Here is a 16,780-nt window from a genome sequence, read left to right on the forward strand (position 1 = left end):
TCACGCCCTATCCGGAAGGTTCACTAAAGTGATCTGGCTTACGAGTTCTCCTGCTTACCCTAGCCGACGGCAGCGCCCAGCGGTCCGGGGTGAGGCGGCGGGTCCACATCCGCGCGTCGAGCAGCAAGGAGCGCGGTGAATAGCGGGCCCGCTGGCGCCGCCAGAAACCCACTGATCCTGCGAGCCTGCCCAGATGCTCCTCGACCTGCTTCCAGTACTCTTCGACCTCAGCCTCGGAAGGTTCACCCGGGCCGAAGATACCGGCGTCGGCGCGCCGGGCCAGGACTGCAGTCGAATCCGCCGCGACAGGGAACGCGTGCTGCAGCAGGGCTGCATGTTCCCGCCGGGTCGCGTGGCTGGGCGGGCGGCTGCCGAGGTCGGTCGCCAGGCTCACCACTTCCTTCCAGCCGCCGCCGACCCGCCGGGAGGGTGTGCCGGACGTCCGCCGGGACCGCCGCCGTCGGACCTTGACCAGCAGGATCAGCAACAACGGTCCCAGCAGGATGACAAGCGGCAGCGAGGCCAGGGCAACAAGGCGCAGCCAGTAGCGGAACGTCGCCCAGAAATCGTCTTCCTGCTCCTCGGGGTCCTGGGCCTCGGCCTCCGTATCCGGAGGCAGCTCGGCCGGTTCCTGCGGCGGAGGCGGAGGCTGCAGGACCTGGGGTTTCGGCGTGGACTTCGGCTGCTGCTGCGGCGGCACCGGTTCGTTGTCCTCATCCGGGGTGGGGAAGAAAGGCACCCAGCCCACGTGTTCGAACTCCACCTCCACCCAGGCGTGGACGTCGTCACCGGTGATTTCCAGCGGCGCCGAGGGATCCTTCACTTCGTCCCAATCCGGGTAGAAGCCCATCACCACGCGTGCCGGGATGCCGAGCTTGCGTGCCATCAACGCCATCGCGACGGCATACTGCTCGTCGTCACCGACCATCTGGTCCGCGTCCATCAGCCGCAGCATCCGCGCGGCGCCGTGTCCGGGCAGCGAGGGGGTCTCCCCCTCCTTGCCGTTGCTGAAGAAGCCCTCCGAGGCAAGGATCTGCTGCAGGCGGCGCACGCGCTGCACCGGGCGCGACTCATCGCCCACGTAATCAGCAGCCTTCGAGCCCAGGATCGGCGGATCGTTGTAGACCCGGGGAAGCTGGGTGGAGGAGAAGCGGTATTTAGCCAACTGCGCGTCGTCGGGCTCTTCTGGGAAAACGACGCTGGCCTCATAGGTGTCCCCCGGCTGCAGCTGCGCCACCGTCAACGCAGTACCGGAGGCTTCGCTGTAGTAGAGACCGGCGGCAAGGTCCGCGGCACGTTCACCCGTTACCTTGAAACCCGTCGCCTGCCCGCCTGCCGGAACCCAGGCGCCGCCATACTCACCAACGGTGAACTTCAGGTTCGCCTTGGTGCCGTCCTCGTCGGCTGTCTGTGCCAGATCCGAGCGTGCGTCACCCACGCGGGTGAAGTTCCCGTTGCTGCCCGGGTCCACGGTGTAGACCACGCCGTCGTAGGCGTCCAGGGCGGCCAGGCGGATGCGCTGGCCCTCGGGCAGTCCTTCGACCGTAAAGAGCGTGGTGTCCGATTCGTCCTTCACATACCGCCGGAAATCCGTGAGCGGGCTGGGATAGTCGAAGAGGTCCACGGGAGGCTCGACGACGTCGCGCAGCACCTGGCGGTCGGCGCCCTGGTCCAGCAGCGGAGCCGCGCCAAGGGACGAAGCCAGCGCTGCGGCAAGCACGGCCGTCCCGAAACCGAGCCGCCGGGCCCGGGCGGACCGGGCGGCAGCGGACGGCTGCCCGGACGCGCTGCGGAGGTTTCGCCGGGTCGTCTCCCCCACCCCGGCAACCGGGGAGCTGCCCCGCAGGGTAATGGTCTCGACGGTGCCCCGGCCCAGCTCCCGCCGGTAGGCGAGCCAAGGCATCGTCAAGGCAATGAGCACGGCCCCGCGGACGCCGGGCAGCGGCGCCTCGTCCGTGCCGAGGGCAATGCCTGCAACGAACACGGCCAGAACAGGAACCAGCACCCAGTAGGGCCGCCGGGCACGCCAGGCGAGGAGCCCGGCCACCAGCCCGCCGACCAGCCCAAGCAGGAACGGCACCACCAGCATGCCCGCTGCAAGGCCCACCGGCGGCGCGATGGTCAGCAGGTCCTTCCACGCGAAAACGATGCCCAGGACCAGCACCCGGACGGAAGCGAACGAGGGAATGAGGCCGGCGATGGCTTCGAGCGGTGCCGCGAAGGCGCTGCCCAGCAGCACATAGGTGCCGGCCGCAGCGCCCGCGGTGGCCCAGAATCCCCAGCGCAGGCGGGCGGATGCTTCGGCCAGGCCCAGGCCCAGCAGGATGCCGCCGATCCCGGCTACCAGGAAGCGCGTATCCCAGCCGAAGGTGGGTCCGAATCCCAGGATCCCCAGGGTCAGCACTGCCGTGAGCAGCGCCCAGTCAGCCAGCCGGGGCAGCAGGGCTGCCGCCCCCGGGCCGGTTACGTCCGTGCTCACGCGACCGCCTTCCGCAGCACGCCGGGAAGGCTCTCCAGATCCCCGATGTCCAGCACGGCAAGATCACCGATGGCGGCCAAAGCGGGTTCCACGCCCGTTCCGCAGCGCAGCGCGATGCAGCGGATGCCCGGTGGCACCTTCATCGAGGCGGACCGCAGCGCGGCGCCGTTGGGTTCGGTGCCCGTCACAAGGAACACTACGGAGGCGTTGGGCACGGCATCCGCCGTGATCCGGGCGAGGTCGACGATCCCGGAAGTGCGTGACTGCCCCTCTGCCTCGGTGAGGCCGTCCAGCATGGCACCCGCGGCCGTGCAGCGCAGCGGCCCGTCCTGGGTCAGTACCGACAGTGCCAGCTGTTCACGGAACGCCTGGACTCCCAGCGAACCCGCAACCGACACCGCGAGTTCCAGGTCCTCCTCGGAGGTGTACTCGGCGCTGCTCAAAGACAGTGCGACTGCCACGTGGGAACGCCGGGTTTCCTCAAACTGGCGGACCATCAGGGTGCCCGTCCGCGCGGTGGTCTTCCAGTGGATGTGCCGGCGGTCATCACCGGGAACATAGGCCCGGAGGGCATGGAAGGCCACATCCGAACTGGACAGGTCCGTAGTGGGCTCGCCTTCCAGGTCCCGGATGAATCCTGTGGTCGAACCGCTGAGCGACGCGGTGCGGGGATGCACGTACAGGTCCACGGCGTCCGCCCAGATAAGCCGCCTGCCCATCAGCCGCAGCGGATCCTGGCGCACGGATTCCACGGGGCCCACCCCAATGACGGCTCGGCGGCGCGTAGGGATACTGAAGAGTTCCTCATGTGTCTGTCCCGGACGCATGCGGGGCAGGTCGAATGCCGCGACGGCTCCGCCCACCGGAAGCTCAAAGGTCACCGGCAGCATCGACCGCGCGGCCGTGCTCGTGATGCTGAGGCTGCCTACCGCGGCATCGCCGACGGCAACCCGGGTGCGGGCCAGGTCCAGTGCCACGTCATAGGAGAGCCGGCCGACGACGAACGCCGTTCCGAGCACCAGCAGGACCCCGGAGCCGACGGCGGCAACCAGTGCCTCCTGCCAGTTGAACACGGTGCCGAGGAGAACAAGAACGAAGGTGAGTCCCACGGCCAGCCAGCCCAGCGGGCTGACGGCGGCCATGGCCGCCCGCAGGCGGCGTCCAGCCGAGCCAAGTCCGGCTCCGGTCCGTTCCAGGACCGGAGCCAGGCGGCGGGCGGCCGGCGCCAGTTTGGGTGCTGCGGCCCGCCAGTAAGCGGAGCGGAGGAATGCACGACGCATCCGCAGGACGCGCCGGCGCAGGGTGACTGCGGCGCGCCGGCTCCAGCGGCCGGTGCGACCGGGAAACTTTGGCATGGTCGTCCCTAGGCCTGCGCCTGGGCCCGCTGCTGGGGTGCAGCCACGTCGGCGAGCACAGACAGCAGAACGGCTTCCGGGCTGGCTCCGGCAAACTCGGCTTCCGGGTCCATAACCAGCCGGTGCGTCCAGACGGCCGGCGCCAGTGCCTTGACGTCGTCGGGCAGGACATAGTTCCGGCCCTCCGAAGCTGCCCGGATCTTCGCGACGCGAACCATCGCCAGGGCCCCGCGGACGCTGACGCCAAGCCGCGTTTCGGTTGCGGTACGGGTGGCTGATACGAGGTGCGAAATGTACTCCAGCACCGCGGGTTCCACATGCACCGTGCTGCCCAGCTCGGCCATGTCCCGGACCGCCGACGTCGTGATCACCGGGGTGAGGGCCGCCGAGCGGTCTCGGGTGGAGGAACCGGAGAGCAGTTCCAGGGTCGCCTCGTGGTCCGGATAGCCGATGGATGTCTTGATGAGGAAGCGGTCCAGCTGGGCTTCGGGAAGCCGGTAGGTACCCGCCTGCTCAATCGGGTTCTGGGTGGCGATCACCATGAACGGACGGTCCTGGGTGTACGTCTCCCCGTCCACGGTAACCCGGGATTCCTCCATCACCTCCAGCAACGCTGACTGCGTCTTGGGCGAAGCGCGGTTGATTTCATCCGCAAGCACGATGTTCGCGAAGATGGGCCCGCGGTGGAATTCGAACAGCTGCTGCTTCTGGTCATAGATGGTGATGCCGGTTACGTCGGAGGGCAGCAGGTCCGGGGTGAACTGGATGCGGGAGTTGGATCCCTGCACCGTGGCGGCCAGCGCACGGGCCAGCATGGTCTTGCCGGTTCCCGGGGCATCTTCAAGCAGCACGTGGCCTTCAGCCAGCATTGCCGTCAGTACCAGCCGGACAACGTCCTTCTTGCCCAGCACCGCTTCACCGACGTTCGCCGTGAGCCGTTCAAAGGTCTCCGCGAACCAGGCTGCCTGTTCTTCGGTCATTGCCATTTGTTTTTCTCCCCAGTGAGTGTTTCATAGTGCTTGCTTCGAAATGGGTTCATGCTGGTCAGCCGTTGGTAGGCGGGCAGTTGCCTATCTCGGCGACGGTACTGCCGCCCGTATGGGCCACATCACGGGCAAGGACATAGGAGCCGGCATAGCTCGCGCGTCCGGGAACCCGCAGCCACGTTTCGCCCTTCCATATTCCGGTGCACTCGGCGGTGACCACCGCAGTGGTGTCGACCTTTCCGCGGCGGCAATCCCCATCCACCGGATCGTCCGGTTTCCTCCAGCAAGTGTCGACATTTGCCGTTCCTTCGAAGTAACGGCCCGTCAGGACGGTTACAGTGGCCGGCTCGCCGGGTTCCCCCTTCGAATTGACTGCCCGGATCTGGTACTTGTGGGTTTCGCCCATTTTCTCGCCGACCTCGGCACGGTCCGAGTACATGCGGATCCACTGGGGATCGCCTTCCTTGCGTGCCTCGAGCCATGCCACGTCGAAATTCCGAGGGTCCGGAGGCGACCAGGTGACTTTTCCTGGAATCTTCAACGGGGTGCCGTTGGTGAATGTGACCGTGGGTATCCCGGGCGCCCCGTAGGGCACTACCTTCGCTGACTCCACCCCGCCAAGCTGGCCGTCGTAGCTGGAGCCCTCCACATTGACGACAGCCATCACCCGGGCAGAGACTTCGGCCCCGTTGGTGAATCCTCTGATCACGTCCCCGCTGCGGACAGGTTGCCGCTTGCCGTCGGAGAAGATCGCAGTGTAGGTGACCTCTTCCGGCTTGGCACCGTTGCGTCCAGCGGCATCGAGTTCCTTAAAGGTGACCTTGACTGCCCGGCCGGCGCCGCCGGTTTCTGCCGGCTCCAGCACGGGAGGCGCCAGGGGGTCAGGTATGCCACGGGCACGCCGCGGCGCGGACTGTGGCCCGGTTTCGCCCCATCCCGACCGGTTTTGTGCCTCTACCGCGTAGGAATAGTCCTGTTCGGAATTGGGGACGTCGAAGGTCATCTGCAATGACTTGCCCGCAGGAATGGTCCGGATCCGCTGGCCGCCCTGGTATTCGTGAACCTGGTAGGCCAGGACTTCTGCGCCGTTGCCCGGCGCAGCGGCCCATTCCACCGTCAACTGGGACTGCTTCCCCAGATTCGGGGCCGAGGACGTGGTCGGCTTCCCGGGAGCTCCCGGCAGGCCGTTGGGATGTTCGGGAGCCGAGAAATCGCTCCACTCGGACGGGTCCGGTGCGGAGTTCCGGGCCTGGACCCGGACGCGGTAACTTGTGCCGTTCTCCAGCCCGGTCCACACGATGGTCCCGCCGGCTGCCGGAGCGGACTTCTGCACCGCACCGTTCGGCGGGGCCGGAGAAATCTGCAGATCGTACCCGGTAATCGGCGATCCCTCGTTGGCAGGCGCGCTCCAGTTGACCTTGAGTTCGCGGTCACCATGGACCAGCATCGGAGGCGCAGGCCGCCCGGGCTGGGTGTCAGGGCGGGCGACGGCGGAAGTCGGCGACGGCGCCGACGTTCCATGGGCGTTGGTCGCCGTAACCCGGAAGACGTACTCCACGTTGTTCGTGAGCCCGGTGAGTGTGCAAGTCGTGGCCGGGCAGGCCTGGCTGAAGCCGTTGGGTGCGGAAACGGTGTACCCGGTAATCGGTGACCCGTTGGCCGCTGGCGGGCTCCATGCCAGGACCACCGTGCGGCTACGGGTGGACTCGACAATGGGCGTCGCAGGAACGGCAGGCTTGCCCTGTACGACCAGCCTGACCTGGCCCACGGCCTGGCGGCTCAGTTCTCCGGTTCGGTCCCGAACGGTGTACAGGACGTTCATGCTGCCCACGAACTCTGAGCCCGGTGTGACCACCACGTTGGAGTCCCGAATGACGGCGGTGCCGTTGCCGTCGGCCGTGACGTTCACGAGTTCAAGCGGCCTATCCTCAAACGGATTGAAGTCATTCTGCAGTACCGGCACTGTCACTGAGCGGCCCTGGACCGCATCGGGGACAACGTCTTCGTTAGCCACCGGAAGGGAGCGTGTGGAAGCCGTCACCGTGAGGTCCACGCGCCCTACCACGGGTTCACCGCGCCCGTCCGTGACTGAGACCCAGAGCTCTGCAGTGGTCCCGACGGCCGCGTCATCACTCGCGGTGATGTTCAGTTCGCTGCCATCGAGTTCACCTTCGAAACCGGTGGGAATGCCGGCAGTCAGCTTGAAGCGGAGACGGTCCGCGTCCTCCGGGTTGGGGTCCGAGGCAAGCCCGGCCAGGTCAAGGGTCTTGACCGGTTCTCCCTTGGCTGTTTCCAGCGAACCCGAACTGATCGTGGGCGGATAGTTCTGTTCGGGCAGGGGGATCACGTTGACCAGCACCGTCAGCGTGGCCTTCAGCCCGTCCGGGTCTTCGAGGCCTGCTCCGTCCGTAACCTCGAATGTCACTGAGCCGAGGCCTGAATAGTCCGGGTGGGGTGCATAGCGCAGAGTCGAGGTGCCCATGATTCGCGCCCCGCCGTCTTTGGTACCGATGGCCCGGACGGACTCGGCGTTGGTTACCCGGGGGGTGCGGCCGTCCCTCACCACCACCATGGACTTCAGGTTCAGGTCCAGGGTGCTTCCGGCCTGGACCTCCAAGGGCTCGGCCTCCCGCAGCATCGGGTACTGCGTGCTTAGCCCCGGCACCCAGATGATGGCGCTGGAGGTGCCGCCGTCTTCGTCCCGTGCGGTGTACGGAATGATCTGTGCTTCATCAGTCAGGTCCACCCGCACGGTTCCGCCGGAGACCGAGGCATTGGCATGCTCACCGAAAATTTCCACAGACATATCGCTGGCAAGTCCGTCCGGGTCCTCGTCGTTTTCCAGTACCGGAACTTCCACAAAGCTCTTGTCCCGCGTTTCAGCGGCACCCACCAGGTCATCGCGGGAAATAGGGGGCAGCAGAGGAGCGTTCTCATCGACAATCACCGTGACGTTTCCCGTGGTCGAGGCCCCGCGGTTGTCCTGGACGCCGTAGCTGACACCGTACGTACCCGGTGTCTTCGGCGACTTCAGGAGGACCTGTGAAAGGTCGGAACGGGTTTCCAGTGCCGGATCGCTGCCGGAGACCATCGACGTGTTCAGGGTGATCGGGTCACCGTCAGGATCGGAGTCGTTGCGCAGCACGGGAACGGCATGGGAACGTCCCGGCCGCAGGGTTACCGCGTCCTCAACCGCCACGGGCTTTTGGTTGGCCTGGGCGGCGGGAGCGATACCCACTTGGACGGTTCCGGTGTTCTCCAGCCCCAACCGGTCCCGGACCGTGTAGGTGAACGAATCGGTGCCGGCGGCCTGCGCCAGGGCGGTGTAATCAATGAAGTTCGGACCGGCCAGGGCGGCACCCTTGGTGGGAGCGCTGCCGATTCCGTTGAGCACCACGGAATCCCCGTCCGCGTCCAGTCCGTCCAACGGAATAGGAATGCGGACCGTGGTTCCGGCAACTACTCGTCCCTCGACGTTCTCGGGGACCGGCGGGGTGTTTTTCTCGTCATCACGGGGCCGGATGTTGATGCGCACCTGTGCGGAGTTTTTCTGTCCCGTGTCATCGGTGACTTCGTAGATTGCGTAGACAGTCTTCGCATTCGGCCCGGCAACGAACCGCAGCTTGTTGTCCGAGACGAACATCTGTCCGTCCGCGGGATCCGCCGCCTGCGGCAGTACCGGGTTCAGCGCCAGCTCTCCGCCCGTGGGAGAGGAGTCGTTGTCCAGCACGGGAATGGTCACGACGTCCCCTACACGGACCACTGCCTCGTCGGCACCGGCCGTGGGTGGCAGCAGAGTCTCCGGCGGCTCAACGGGGATGATGTTGACTTCCCCCGTTTTCGACGCTGTGCCGTTGGAAACCGAGTACTCCAGGACCATGTGCTGGTTGAGGCCTCGTACATCGTGGATCTGCAGCAGGTTTCGGTCCAGAACCGCGACATTAACCGGTGCGTCAGGCGAATCATTCGCAGCCCTGATGGACTGCACGACCAGGATTCCACCGGCGGGATCGGTGTCATTGGCCAGCACATCCACCAAGACGTTCCCGTTGCGGGGCAGCAGGGCAACGTCGCGCACGGCGACGGGAACTCCGCCGCGGCCCGAAGGATTGACGTCGACGCGAATGAGTCCGGTGGCACTCTGCGGACCGTTGGTCACCAGGTATTCGACGTAAAAGGTCCCGGCTTCCGTGGGATTGAACCCGATGGCCCCGGTCTGGTAATCGGGAGTGACCGCCACGCCGTTTTCGCCCTCGGCCTTGGCCAGGGCCAGTAGCCCGCCGGCCGGGTCCAGGTCATTCTTCAGCGGAAACATCTGCACCGGTTGATCAACGGTGGTGGTGACGTGGTCAAAATTGGCAACCGGAGGAAGGACCCCTCCGGGTCGGACGTCGTAGGTCACCGTCCCCTTGACCTCCTCCGTGCCGTCGGAGACTGTGACGGAAACTTCCTTGATTCCCTGTGTTTTTCCGACGTCCCGGAAGTCCAGCAGGCCGTCGGAGCTGGGACGGATCTGGTCCCCGTCTTCGGTGGGCTCGGCACTGACCAGCACCAGGTCGTCGCCGTCAGCGTCCTTCCAGTCAGTAAGGATGTTCTGATTGACCGATTTTCCCTGTTCGAGCAGGATCTTCGTCTTCCGCCGCTGCTCTGGAGGCGTATTCTCGCCCGGTCCCTCCACATTCACCGTCACCGTAGCCATGTCCGTGCCGCCGCGTCCATCGCTGACCTGATAGGTGAAGGTACCTGTGCCTCCCGCAGTATTGCCCGGGATCACTATCTGCAGCGCGGCACCGTTGTAGATCGATTCCACGGAGCCCACCCGCGGCATGTCGCCGACAATCGAAGCCGTCAGGAGGTCGCCGTCCGGGTCGCTGTCATTGTCCAGCACCTGGAGGATGGTGGTGCGCCCGGCCCGGGCGCCAAGCTGGTCATCAGCTGCCGAGGGCGGACGGTTTTCGGTGGTGCGGTCCGGAAGGGTGTTCACCGGGTTTTCGCTGGCTGACTCTTCCTCGTCGTCGCTCGAATCCTGCTGGGGCGGAATGATGTCTCCCCAGTTATCCACCAGCTGCATGTTTTCGAGCACCAGCCAGACGTCACCGCCGTTGACATCGTTAAGCACCACCACGTCCCGGTTGACCCGGAACACCAGCTCGGAGGACGCGGTGAGATCGGGGATGTCTTCGCGGGCATCTTCGGCGTCGTTGCCGCAGTTCCGCACGTGGGTTCCGGCTCCCGCCCAGGCGGCGTATACGCAGTCCCCCAGCTTCACCGGTGCCGCAGCTCCGCCGCCGGCGTCGATGTCCGTGACTTCCGGATCTCCGCCGTCGAGCGGCTGCAGGATAAGTGCTTCCTCCGTGGCAATGGCCACGAAGTCACTCGCCGGCCCGCTCTGCTGGAGTTTGGCGTTCTTGGAGTCCGGGATGCCGACCGTTTCACCGTTGGGAAGCAGCAGCGTCTCGGTCTCGGTGTTCAGGACCACGCCCTGATTTCCGACGGCGGCGATCTGCGCGTCCTTGAAGTCCTTCAGCGCCGGGGCCTCCTGCCCCTCGGGTTCGCCGTACCCGCCGTCTTCATCCTTCTCGAAGGTGTAGAGCATGCCGTCTTCCGGTGCTGCAACCACCACGTGGTCACCGGCGGAAACCGCGGCGAGCACCCCGGGGTTCCCTTCCAGTACGGGCTCGGTTTCCCCGTCGCTGAAGAAGCCCATCTCGCTGACAGGAGTAATCCAGACCCTGCCCTGTGCCGGGTCGGTGACCGCCACGGTCTCGGTGCCGAAGGAGAAAGCGGCCGTACCGGGAAGCTGGACTTCCGCACCGCGGACCACGTTGGCCACGTCCACGGGGCTGATCTTGGACTGGTCGGTGTTGAGGTTGAAGACGGTGCCGGCGTTCTGCAGGACGTCGAAATTGTCGCTGTTGGCGGTGTAGCCGCCGTCCAGGAGTTTGGAGGGGTAGTTCAGGTGGCCGACCATGCCCTGGGTCCGGTTGGTGACCCAGACGCCGCCGTCGTTCAGGTCCACATCGGCACTGGCGAAGCCGGGATAAAGCAAGGCACCGGTGACCAGCGCCGTGGTGACGGCGACAGCCGACCCTACCGAGACTGCCTTCCGCCGCCTACGCGTGAGTAGACGTGCTTTTCCCCCGAGCACTGCCACGATGTTTCCCCCTGGTTATGAACCTGCACCGAAACCGAGGCAATGCCGCGGACAAAGCGGCGGGCACAGCAGTTCCACCGCATAGTGTTGCACACATCTCAGGAGGGGGTGAGCCCCATCACCAGCAGTCGCGGAGGGTGAGGGGGGCGGGAGGTGCCGCTAGTCCAGCACGAGGCCGGATCCGGTCCCCCGGGCCAGGGTCACCGGATGGATTTCGCCGAACCCGCGCACGTTGCGCGGCTGGTGCGGGATGAGCACGAACTTGGGATTGTCCTTCAGCGCCGCAGCAGTGGAGGCATCGGTGAGGACAGTGCCCGGTTCGGCCAGGGAAGTCAGCCGGGAAGCAAGGTTGACGGTGGGCCCGTAGATATCGCCCAGCCGGGAAAGCACCCTGCCCCAGACCAGGGACACCCGGGCAGAGGGCAGCAGATCGTCCTCGGTAAACGCCTTAGCCAGCGCGAGTGAAATCTCCGCCCCGGCCTCCGGTGTCTCCGCATTGAAGAGGACCTCGTCACCGATGGTCTTCACCAGCCGACCGCCGCCCACCGAAATGATCTCCGCGCACTTGTGCTCGAAACGCTGCACCATCTGGGCCAGGGTCTTCTCGTTCATCTGCCGGGAAAGGCTGGTGTAGGAGACGAGGTCGGCGAATCCAACCGCGCGCGCCAGCGGCAGCGGCGCGTCGTCGGAGGCGGCGTCGTCGTGGCTCGCCAGGCCGGCCTCCGCACGGAGGGCCAGACGCTGGATGGCCGCGTTGAGCTGGCGTTTCCAGGCGTAGACGAGGGTCTTTTCGAGCGGCTCGATGAGATCGGGAAGTGCCTCGACGAGCCGCTTGCGGGCCTCTGCGTCGGTGATTCCGCGGCGGACCACCATTTCCTCCACCAGCGCTTCGACCTGCCAGACCACCATCCGGTCCGTCATCTGGCCGATGGACCGCATGATGGAGATAGCTGCTTCCTCGGTGAGCTGCTCGTCGCGCACCAGTTCGATCACGGTGGTCAGGGCCTCGCGGTCCTGTTCGGTGAAGAAGACGGCATCGTCGTCGAGGTTGGGGAAACCCATGGCCCGCCAGAGCTTGCGGGCGGAAAGCAGGGACACGCCCGCTTCGGCGGCGGCTTCGCGGCGGCGAAGCGTTCGCGGGCCGCCGAGCAGCTGCGCCTCAAGCCTGCGTACATCCTCGCGGTCAATCTCGGTGCCGGTACTGGCCAGGGAGTAGTCGGGACGAGGTACCGGAACGGGCTGCACGGGCGGGGTCATGGGTTCGGGGTGGCTTGCGGGACCGAGCTCGCCGTGGCCGGTATCAGTCATCGTCCCTCCCTTCGTAGTCGTATTCCCCATCTGCTTCCATATCTACACCATCGAACATGGCGGTCAGCGGCAGCTGACCGATGGCGGAGACCACCATGGAGCGGAAACGGTGCACCTCCGGCACCGCCGGATACTGCATAATCCGCCCGTGTCCAAGGTCGAGGATGAGGGTCCCGCTGCGCTGCATCCGGTCCGTCACGGACTGCCGGATTTCCAGTTGGTAGATGGCGGCAAGTGCAATCTCGTGCTCGCGGCGCATCAGCACTCCCTGCCGCTGGATCAGCCTCCGGTCGGTGAGGATGATGAGCCCGGCCAGCCAGCGCAGCACGGGCGGAACGGCGTAACGGGCCAGCAGCAACACAGCCAGTACTACGACAGCCGGCTGCAGGTAGGGGCTGAATTCGGCCAGCTGCCCGGGCAGCGAGTCACGGCCCAGCCAGCCCAGGGCGTAACCGGCCAGGGCCCCGGTGATTCCAGCGAACACCAGCGGTTTCCACAGGGAACGGGCGTGCGGGCGGCCGGCGGCGATGATGTGCTCGCCGGGAGAGAGCTTCAGGCGCACGGGGCGCCTCCCGGCAGGCGGGTGGATTCGGCCCTCACGGCTGCTCGGGGCGCAGGTGTACGACGTCGGCGGCGCTGACGGTATGCGTGGCGCCGTCGTCGTCGACAATAACCAGCGCTCCCGTCGGCGCCAGGGCAACGGCCCGGCCGGTAAGGACGTTTCCGCCGGGCAGCTGCGCTCTCACACCCCGGCCCAGGGTGCCCAGGCGTGCCGCCACCTCGTCCCGCAGTGCCTCCCGGGATCCGGCAGGCACGGCTTCCGGGTCGCCGTCCACCGAGCAGAACGCCCGGTACCGGGCGGCGAACGCCAACAGGTAATCCTGCAGGAGGATGTTCCGGTCCGTAGTGGAGGCATATTCCATCAACAGGCTGGTGGCGGTGGGGACGGGCAGGTCCTCGTCGGTGAGGCTCACGTTCAGGCCGACGCCGACCACCACGGCCGGCGGTCCGCCGTCGGATGCCGGAACCAGCTGGGCCAGCACGCCGGCGAGTTTCCGCCCGTCCACCATGACATCGTTCGGCCATTTCAACCGGGCCTCGACGCCGGTGCGCGCGGCCACGCTTTCGGCCATGGCCAGGGCGGCCAGCAGCGACAGCCAACCGTAGGAGGTTGTAGGCAGCGGGCGGCCGGACGGGCCCACCGGTCGCAGCAGCACGCTGACGAACAGCGAGGAACGCACGGGAGCCACCCAGCTGCGGTCCATCCGGCCGCGGCCTGCGGTCTGCAGTTCAGCGGTCAGGACGGTCAGGTCCGCAACCTCCCAGGGGCGCAGCCGTGCGGCATCCGCCAGATCCGTATTGGTGGATCCGGTCTCCGCCACCACTTCCAGCGCAGCGAAGGGACCGTTGGGCGCCACCAGCGCCGCCCTCAGGCGGCCGGGGTCCAGAGCCGGTCTTTCCATGCTGGAGTAGTGCAGTTGCATTCTTCCGATCTTACGCGGGCGCCCTGACATTCCCTTCGCGCACGGTCCGGCAGCGCGGGTTAGAGGAAGAAGTCCGGCATCAGCTTGTCCGCGGGCACGCCGGGTGCATAGCGGCTGAAATCCGTGATCCCTTCCTCCCGCAGCACTTCCTCATCCGTGTAGAAGTTGCCGGTGGACTGCCCGCTGGGACGGGTGAGGATCGCGTGCGCGGCGTCAGCCATGATGTCCGCGCTGCGGGAGGCCGCGGCGAGCTTGTCCCCTCCGGGCATGTTGCGGATGGCCGCAGTGTTAATCCCGGTCACCGGCCAGAGCGAGTTCACGGACACGCCGTCATTCTTCAGTTCCTCGGCCAGGCCGAGCGTGGTGAGGGACATGCCGTACTTGGCCATGGTGTACGCCAGGTAGCCGCCGGCCCACTTGGGATCCAGGTTCAGGGGCGGGGAAAGGGTGAGGATATGGCCGTTGCCGGAGCGGCGCAGGGCATCCAGGGAGAACTTGGAAAGCATAAACGTGCCGCGGGTGTTGATGTCGGCCATCAGGTCATAGCTCTTCATCGAGACGGCGTCGGTGCCGGAAAGGTCGATGGCTGAGGCGTTGTTCAGGACAATGTCGATCCCGCCGAACTGCTCGATGGTGGATTCGACGGCGCGGGCAACGTCTTCGTCGCTGCGCACGTCGCCGATGATCGGCAGGGCCTTGCCGCCGGCCGCTTCCAGCTGTTCGGCGGCCGTGTAGACGGTCCCTTCCAGCTTCGGGTGCGGCTGCGCCGTTTTGGCGAGCATGGCGATGTTGGCGCCGTCTGCTGCTGCGCGCAGGGCAATGGCGAGGCCGATGCCGCGGCTTCCGCCGGACATCAGGATGGTGCGTCCGGCGAGGGACCGGGACGCCGTTTCCGGGGTGCTGTTGGGGATGCTCATAGGCACAGGGTAATGCACCTCACTCCTATGTTACTAGCCGGTAACATCGTGTCCCCGAGTATGCCCCTCCGGGAACCGGACCAACCGGCGGGAGACGAAATTGTAGGTTTTCTACACTCTGTCCCCCTGCTGCGGCTCACTAGACTGGGTAAACCGTCACGCATTTTGTGCGGAACCTACTTAACGCCCTGCACTGCCTCAGCCCCGGGATCCCCCGGATGGTTTGGCAGCGTCTGAACTGAAGCACCCGGAGGCCCCTTTGAGCATCGACCAGGACCTGTCCCTGCATACGACGGCCGGCAAGATTGCCGAGTTCCGGCGTCGGCAGGCTTTGGCAGCGATGCCCTCGGGGGAGGCGGCAGTGGAAAAGCAGCACGCCCGCGGCAAGCACACCGCCCGCGAGCGGATCGACCTTCTGGTGGACGCGGGATCCTTCGTGGAGTTCGATGCCCTCGCCGTGCACCGCTCCACGGCTTTCGGCATGGAAAAGAAGAAGCCCCTCGGCGACGGACTGGTTTCCGGTTACGCCACCGTCGACGGACGCCCCGTGGCCGTCTACAGCCAGGACTTCAGTGTCTACGGCGGCTCCCTGAGCCAGGTCAACGGCGAAAAGATCGTCAAGGTGCAGGAATTCGCCCTGCGCAACGGCTGCCCGGTGATCGGCATCCTGGACGGCGGCGGAGCCCGCATCCAGGAAGGCGTCGCCTCGCTGGCCATGTTCGCCGATATTTTCCGCAACAATGTCCACGCCTCCGGCGTCGTTCCCCAGATCTCACTGATCATGGGCCCCTCGGCCGGCGGTGCCGCCTACTCCCCCGCCCTCACCGACTACGTGGTGATGGTGGACAAGACTTCGCACATGTTCATCACAGGACCAGACGTCATCAAGACGGTCACCGGTGAAGACGTGGACATGGAATCCCTCGGCGGCGCCCGGCAGCACAATGCCAACACGGGAACCTCCGCCTATCTCGCCTCCGATGAAGAGGACGCCGTGGAGTTCGTGCGCGAACTGCTCGATTTCCTGCCGTCGAACAACCTGGCCGAAGCGCCGCTGACCGCGTTCGATTCCGATCCGGAAACCACCGACGCCGATCTGGCCCTGGATGAGCTGATCCCTGACTCCGCGAACCAGCCCTATGACATCCGCACCGTCATCGAGACCGTCCTGGACGACGGGCACTTCCTGGAAATGCAGGCGCTGTACGCCCCGAACGTGATCATCGGCTACGGCCGGATGGAGGGCCACACCGTAGGCATCGTGGCCAACCAGCCCATGCAGTTTGCCGGCACCCTGGACATCGCCGCCTCCGAGAAAGCGGCCCGGTTTGTCCGCAACTGCGACGCCTTCAATATCCCGATCCTGACCTTCGTGGACGTGCCGGGCTTCCTGCCGGGCAAGGACCAGGAGTTCCAGGGCATCATCCGCCGCGGCGCCAAGCTCCTCTACGCCTACGCCGAAGCCACGGTTCCCAAGCTGACGGTCATCACCCGCAAGGCCTACGGCGGCGCCTACATCGTGATGGGCTCCAAGAAGCTCGGCGCCGACATCAACCTCGCCTGGCCCACGGCGCAGATCGGCGTGATGGGCGCACAGGGCGCGGTGAACATCCTCTACCGCGCACCGCTCAAGGCAGCGGCCGACGCCGGCGGCGACGTCGAGGATGTCCGGCGCCAATACATCGAGCAGTATGAAGACGAGCTGCTCAACCCCTACCAGGCGGCCGAGCTCGGCTACGTGGACGCCGTCATTGCCCCTTCGGAGACCCGCCTGCAGCTGATCCGCGGCCTGCGTGCGCTGCGGGACAAGCGGGCGTCCCTGCCCGCCAAGAAGCACGGGAACATGCCGCTGTGAGTATCGACAGCAGTACCCCGGAACCGGCTCCGGAGCCGTTGTTTTCGGTGGTTTCCGGCTCCCCGACGGACGAGGAACTCGCGGCCCTAGCCGCCGTCGTCGCCGGGTTGGGAGCGCAGTCCCCACCCCTGCCTCCCGCCCGCCCGGTCCACCGCGCGTGGGCCCGGCGGCGGAACCTGCGCCTGGACCCGAAGCCCGGGCCCGGGTCCTGGCGGCGGAGTTTCCGCTAGTCACAAACAAGA

At 66.3% G+C, this 16,780-nt stretch carries 10 protein-coding genes; 2 read left to right on the plus strand and 8 right to left on the minus strand.

Going from position 1 to position 16,780, the window contains the following annotated elements; genetic code table 11:
• Window positions 1-7: 7 nt before the first annotated feature.
• The 8 genes from LOC56_RS11390 to LOC56_RS11425 all read right to left on the minus strand — a co-directional run bounded on the left by LOC56_RS11390 (window position 8) and on the right by LOC56_RS11425 (window position 14,683).
• Window positions 8-2,479: a transglutaminase TgpA family protein gene (locus tag LOC56_RS11390; protein WP_229952387.1), complete on the minus strand. Its 2,472-nt coding sequence runs from the start codon at window positions 2,477-2,479 to the stop codon at window positions 8-10.
• Complete coding sequence (locus LOC56_RS11395; RefSeq protein WP_229952388.1) at window positions 2,476-3,834, minus strand: DUF58 domain-containing protein; 1,359 nt, start codon at window positions 3,832-3,834, stop codon at window positions 2,476-2,478. Before LOC56_RS11395 ends, LOC56_RS11390 begins: the two co-directional genes overlap by 4 nt.
• Before the next feature lie 8 nt (window positions 3,835-3,842).
• Entirely contained in the window at window positions 3,843-4,820 is a 978-nt protein-coding gene (locus tag LOC56_RS11400) for an AAA family ATPase (RefSeq protein WP_229952389.1), read from the minus strand.
• Window positions 4,821-4,878: 58 nt separating this feature from the next.
• Window positions 4,879-10,974, minus strand: a complete 6,096-nt coding sequence (locus LOC56_RS11405; RefSeq protein WP_229952390.1) for an Ig-like domain-containing protein — start codon at window positions 10,972-10,974, stop codon at window positions 4,879-4,881.
• Between the two features lie 159 nt (window positions 10,975-11,133).
• Window positions 11,134-12,282: an adenylate/guanylate cyclase domain-containing protein gene (locus LOC56_RS11410; RefSeq protein WP_229952391.1), complete on the minus strand. Its 1,149-nt coding sequence runs from the start codon at window positions 12,280-12,282 to the stop codon at window positions 11,134-11,136.
• Window positions 12,275-12,844, minus strand: coding sequence for a PH domain-containing protein (locus LOC56_RS11415; RefSeq protein ID WP_229952392.1), 570 nt, complete (start codon window positions 12,842-12,844; stop codon window positions 12,275-12,277). The genes LOC56_RS11410 and LOC56_RS11415 overlap by 8 nt, the downstream gene beginning before the upstream one ends.
• A gap of 34 nt (window positions 12,845-12,878) precedes the next feature.
• Window positions 12,879-13,745 carry a biotin--[acetyl-CoA-carboxylase] ligase gene (locus tag LOC56_RS11420; protein ID WP_229952393.1) on the minus strand — a complete coding sequence of 289 codons (867 nt, stop codon included), beginning with the start codon at window positions 13,743-13,745 and terminating at the stop codon, window positions 12,879-12,881.
• An 80-nt stretch (window positions 13,746-13,825) separates the two neighbouring features.
• On the minus strand, window positions 13,826-14,683 hold the full coding sequence (locus LOC56_RS11425) for an SDR family oxidoreductase (RefSeq protein WP_229952394.1): 858 nt from the start codon (window positions 14,681-14,683) through the stop codon (window positions 13,826-13,828).
• A gap of 265 nt (window positions 14,684-14,948) precedes the next feature.
• Here LOC56_RS11425 and LOC56_RS11430 point away from each other — a divergent pair, with 265 nt between their 5' ends.
• Together LOC56_RS11430 and LOC56_RS11435 are read left to right on the plus strand one after the other, a co-directional pair.
• Window positions 14,949-16,538, plus strand: a complete 1,590-nt coding sequence (locus LOC56_RS11430) for an acyl-CoA carboxylase subunit beta (protein WP_229952772.1) — start codon at window positions 14,949-14,951, stop codon at window positions 16,536-16,538.
• The gene (locus tag LOC56_RS11435) at window positions 16,535-16,768 is read left to right on the plus strand and encodes an acyl-CoA carboxylase subunit epsilon (protein ID WP_229952395.1); all 234 of its coding nucleotides are present in this window, start codon (window positions 16,535-16,537) and stop codon (window positions 16,766-16,768) included. Before LOC56_RS11430 ends, LOC56_RS11435 begins: the two co-directional genes overlap by 4 nt.
• Window positions 16,769-16,780: the final 12 nt, after the last annotated feature.

The sequence above is a fragment of the Arthrobacter sp. zg-Y179 genome (genome assembly GCF_020907345.1).
GTDB classification, from domain to species: Bacteria; Actinomycetota; Actinomycetes; order Actinomycetales; family Micrococcaceae; genus Arthrobacter_B; species Arthrobacter_B jinronghuae.

Excerpts from the sequence above, each read along its gene's own strand:
- LOC56_RS11395 (WP_229952388.1), bottom strand. The coding sequence starts at position 3,834 with ATGCCAAAGTTTCCCGGTCGCACCGGCCGCTGGAGCCGGCGCGCCGCA.
- LOC56_RS11420 (WP_229952393.1), bottom strand. The coding sequence starts at position 13,745 with ATGGAAAGACCGGCTCTGGACCCCGGCCGCCTGAGGGCGGCGCTGGTG.
- LOC56_RS11410 (WP_229952391.1), bottom strand. The coding sequence starts at position 12,282 with ATGACTGATACCGGCCACGGCGAGCTCGGTCCCGCAAGCCACCCCGAA.
- LOC56_RS11400 (WP_229952389.1), bottom strand. The coding sequence starts at position 4,820 with ATGGCAATGACCGAAGAACAGGCAGCCTGGTTCGCGGAGACCTTTGAA.
- LOC56_RS11425 (WP_229952394.1), bottom strand. The coding sequence starts at position 14,683 with ATGAGCATCCCCAACAGCACCCCGGAAACGGCGTCCCGGTCCCTCGCC.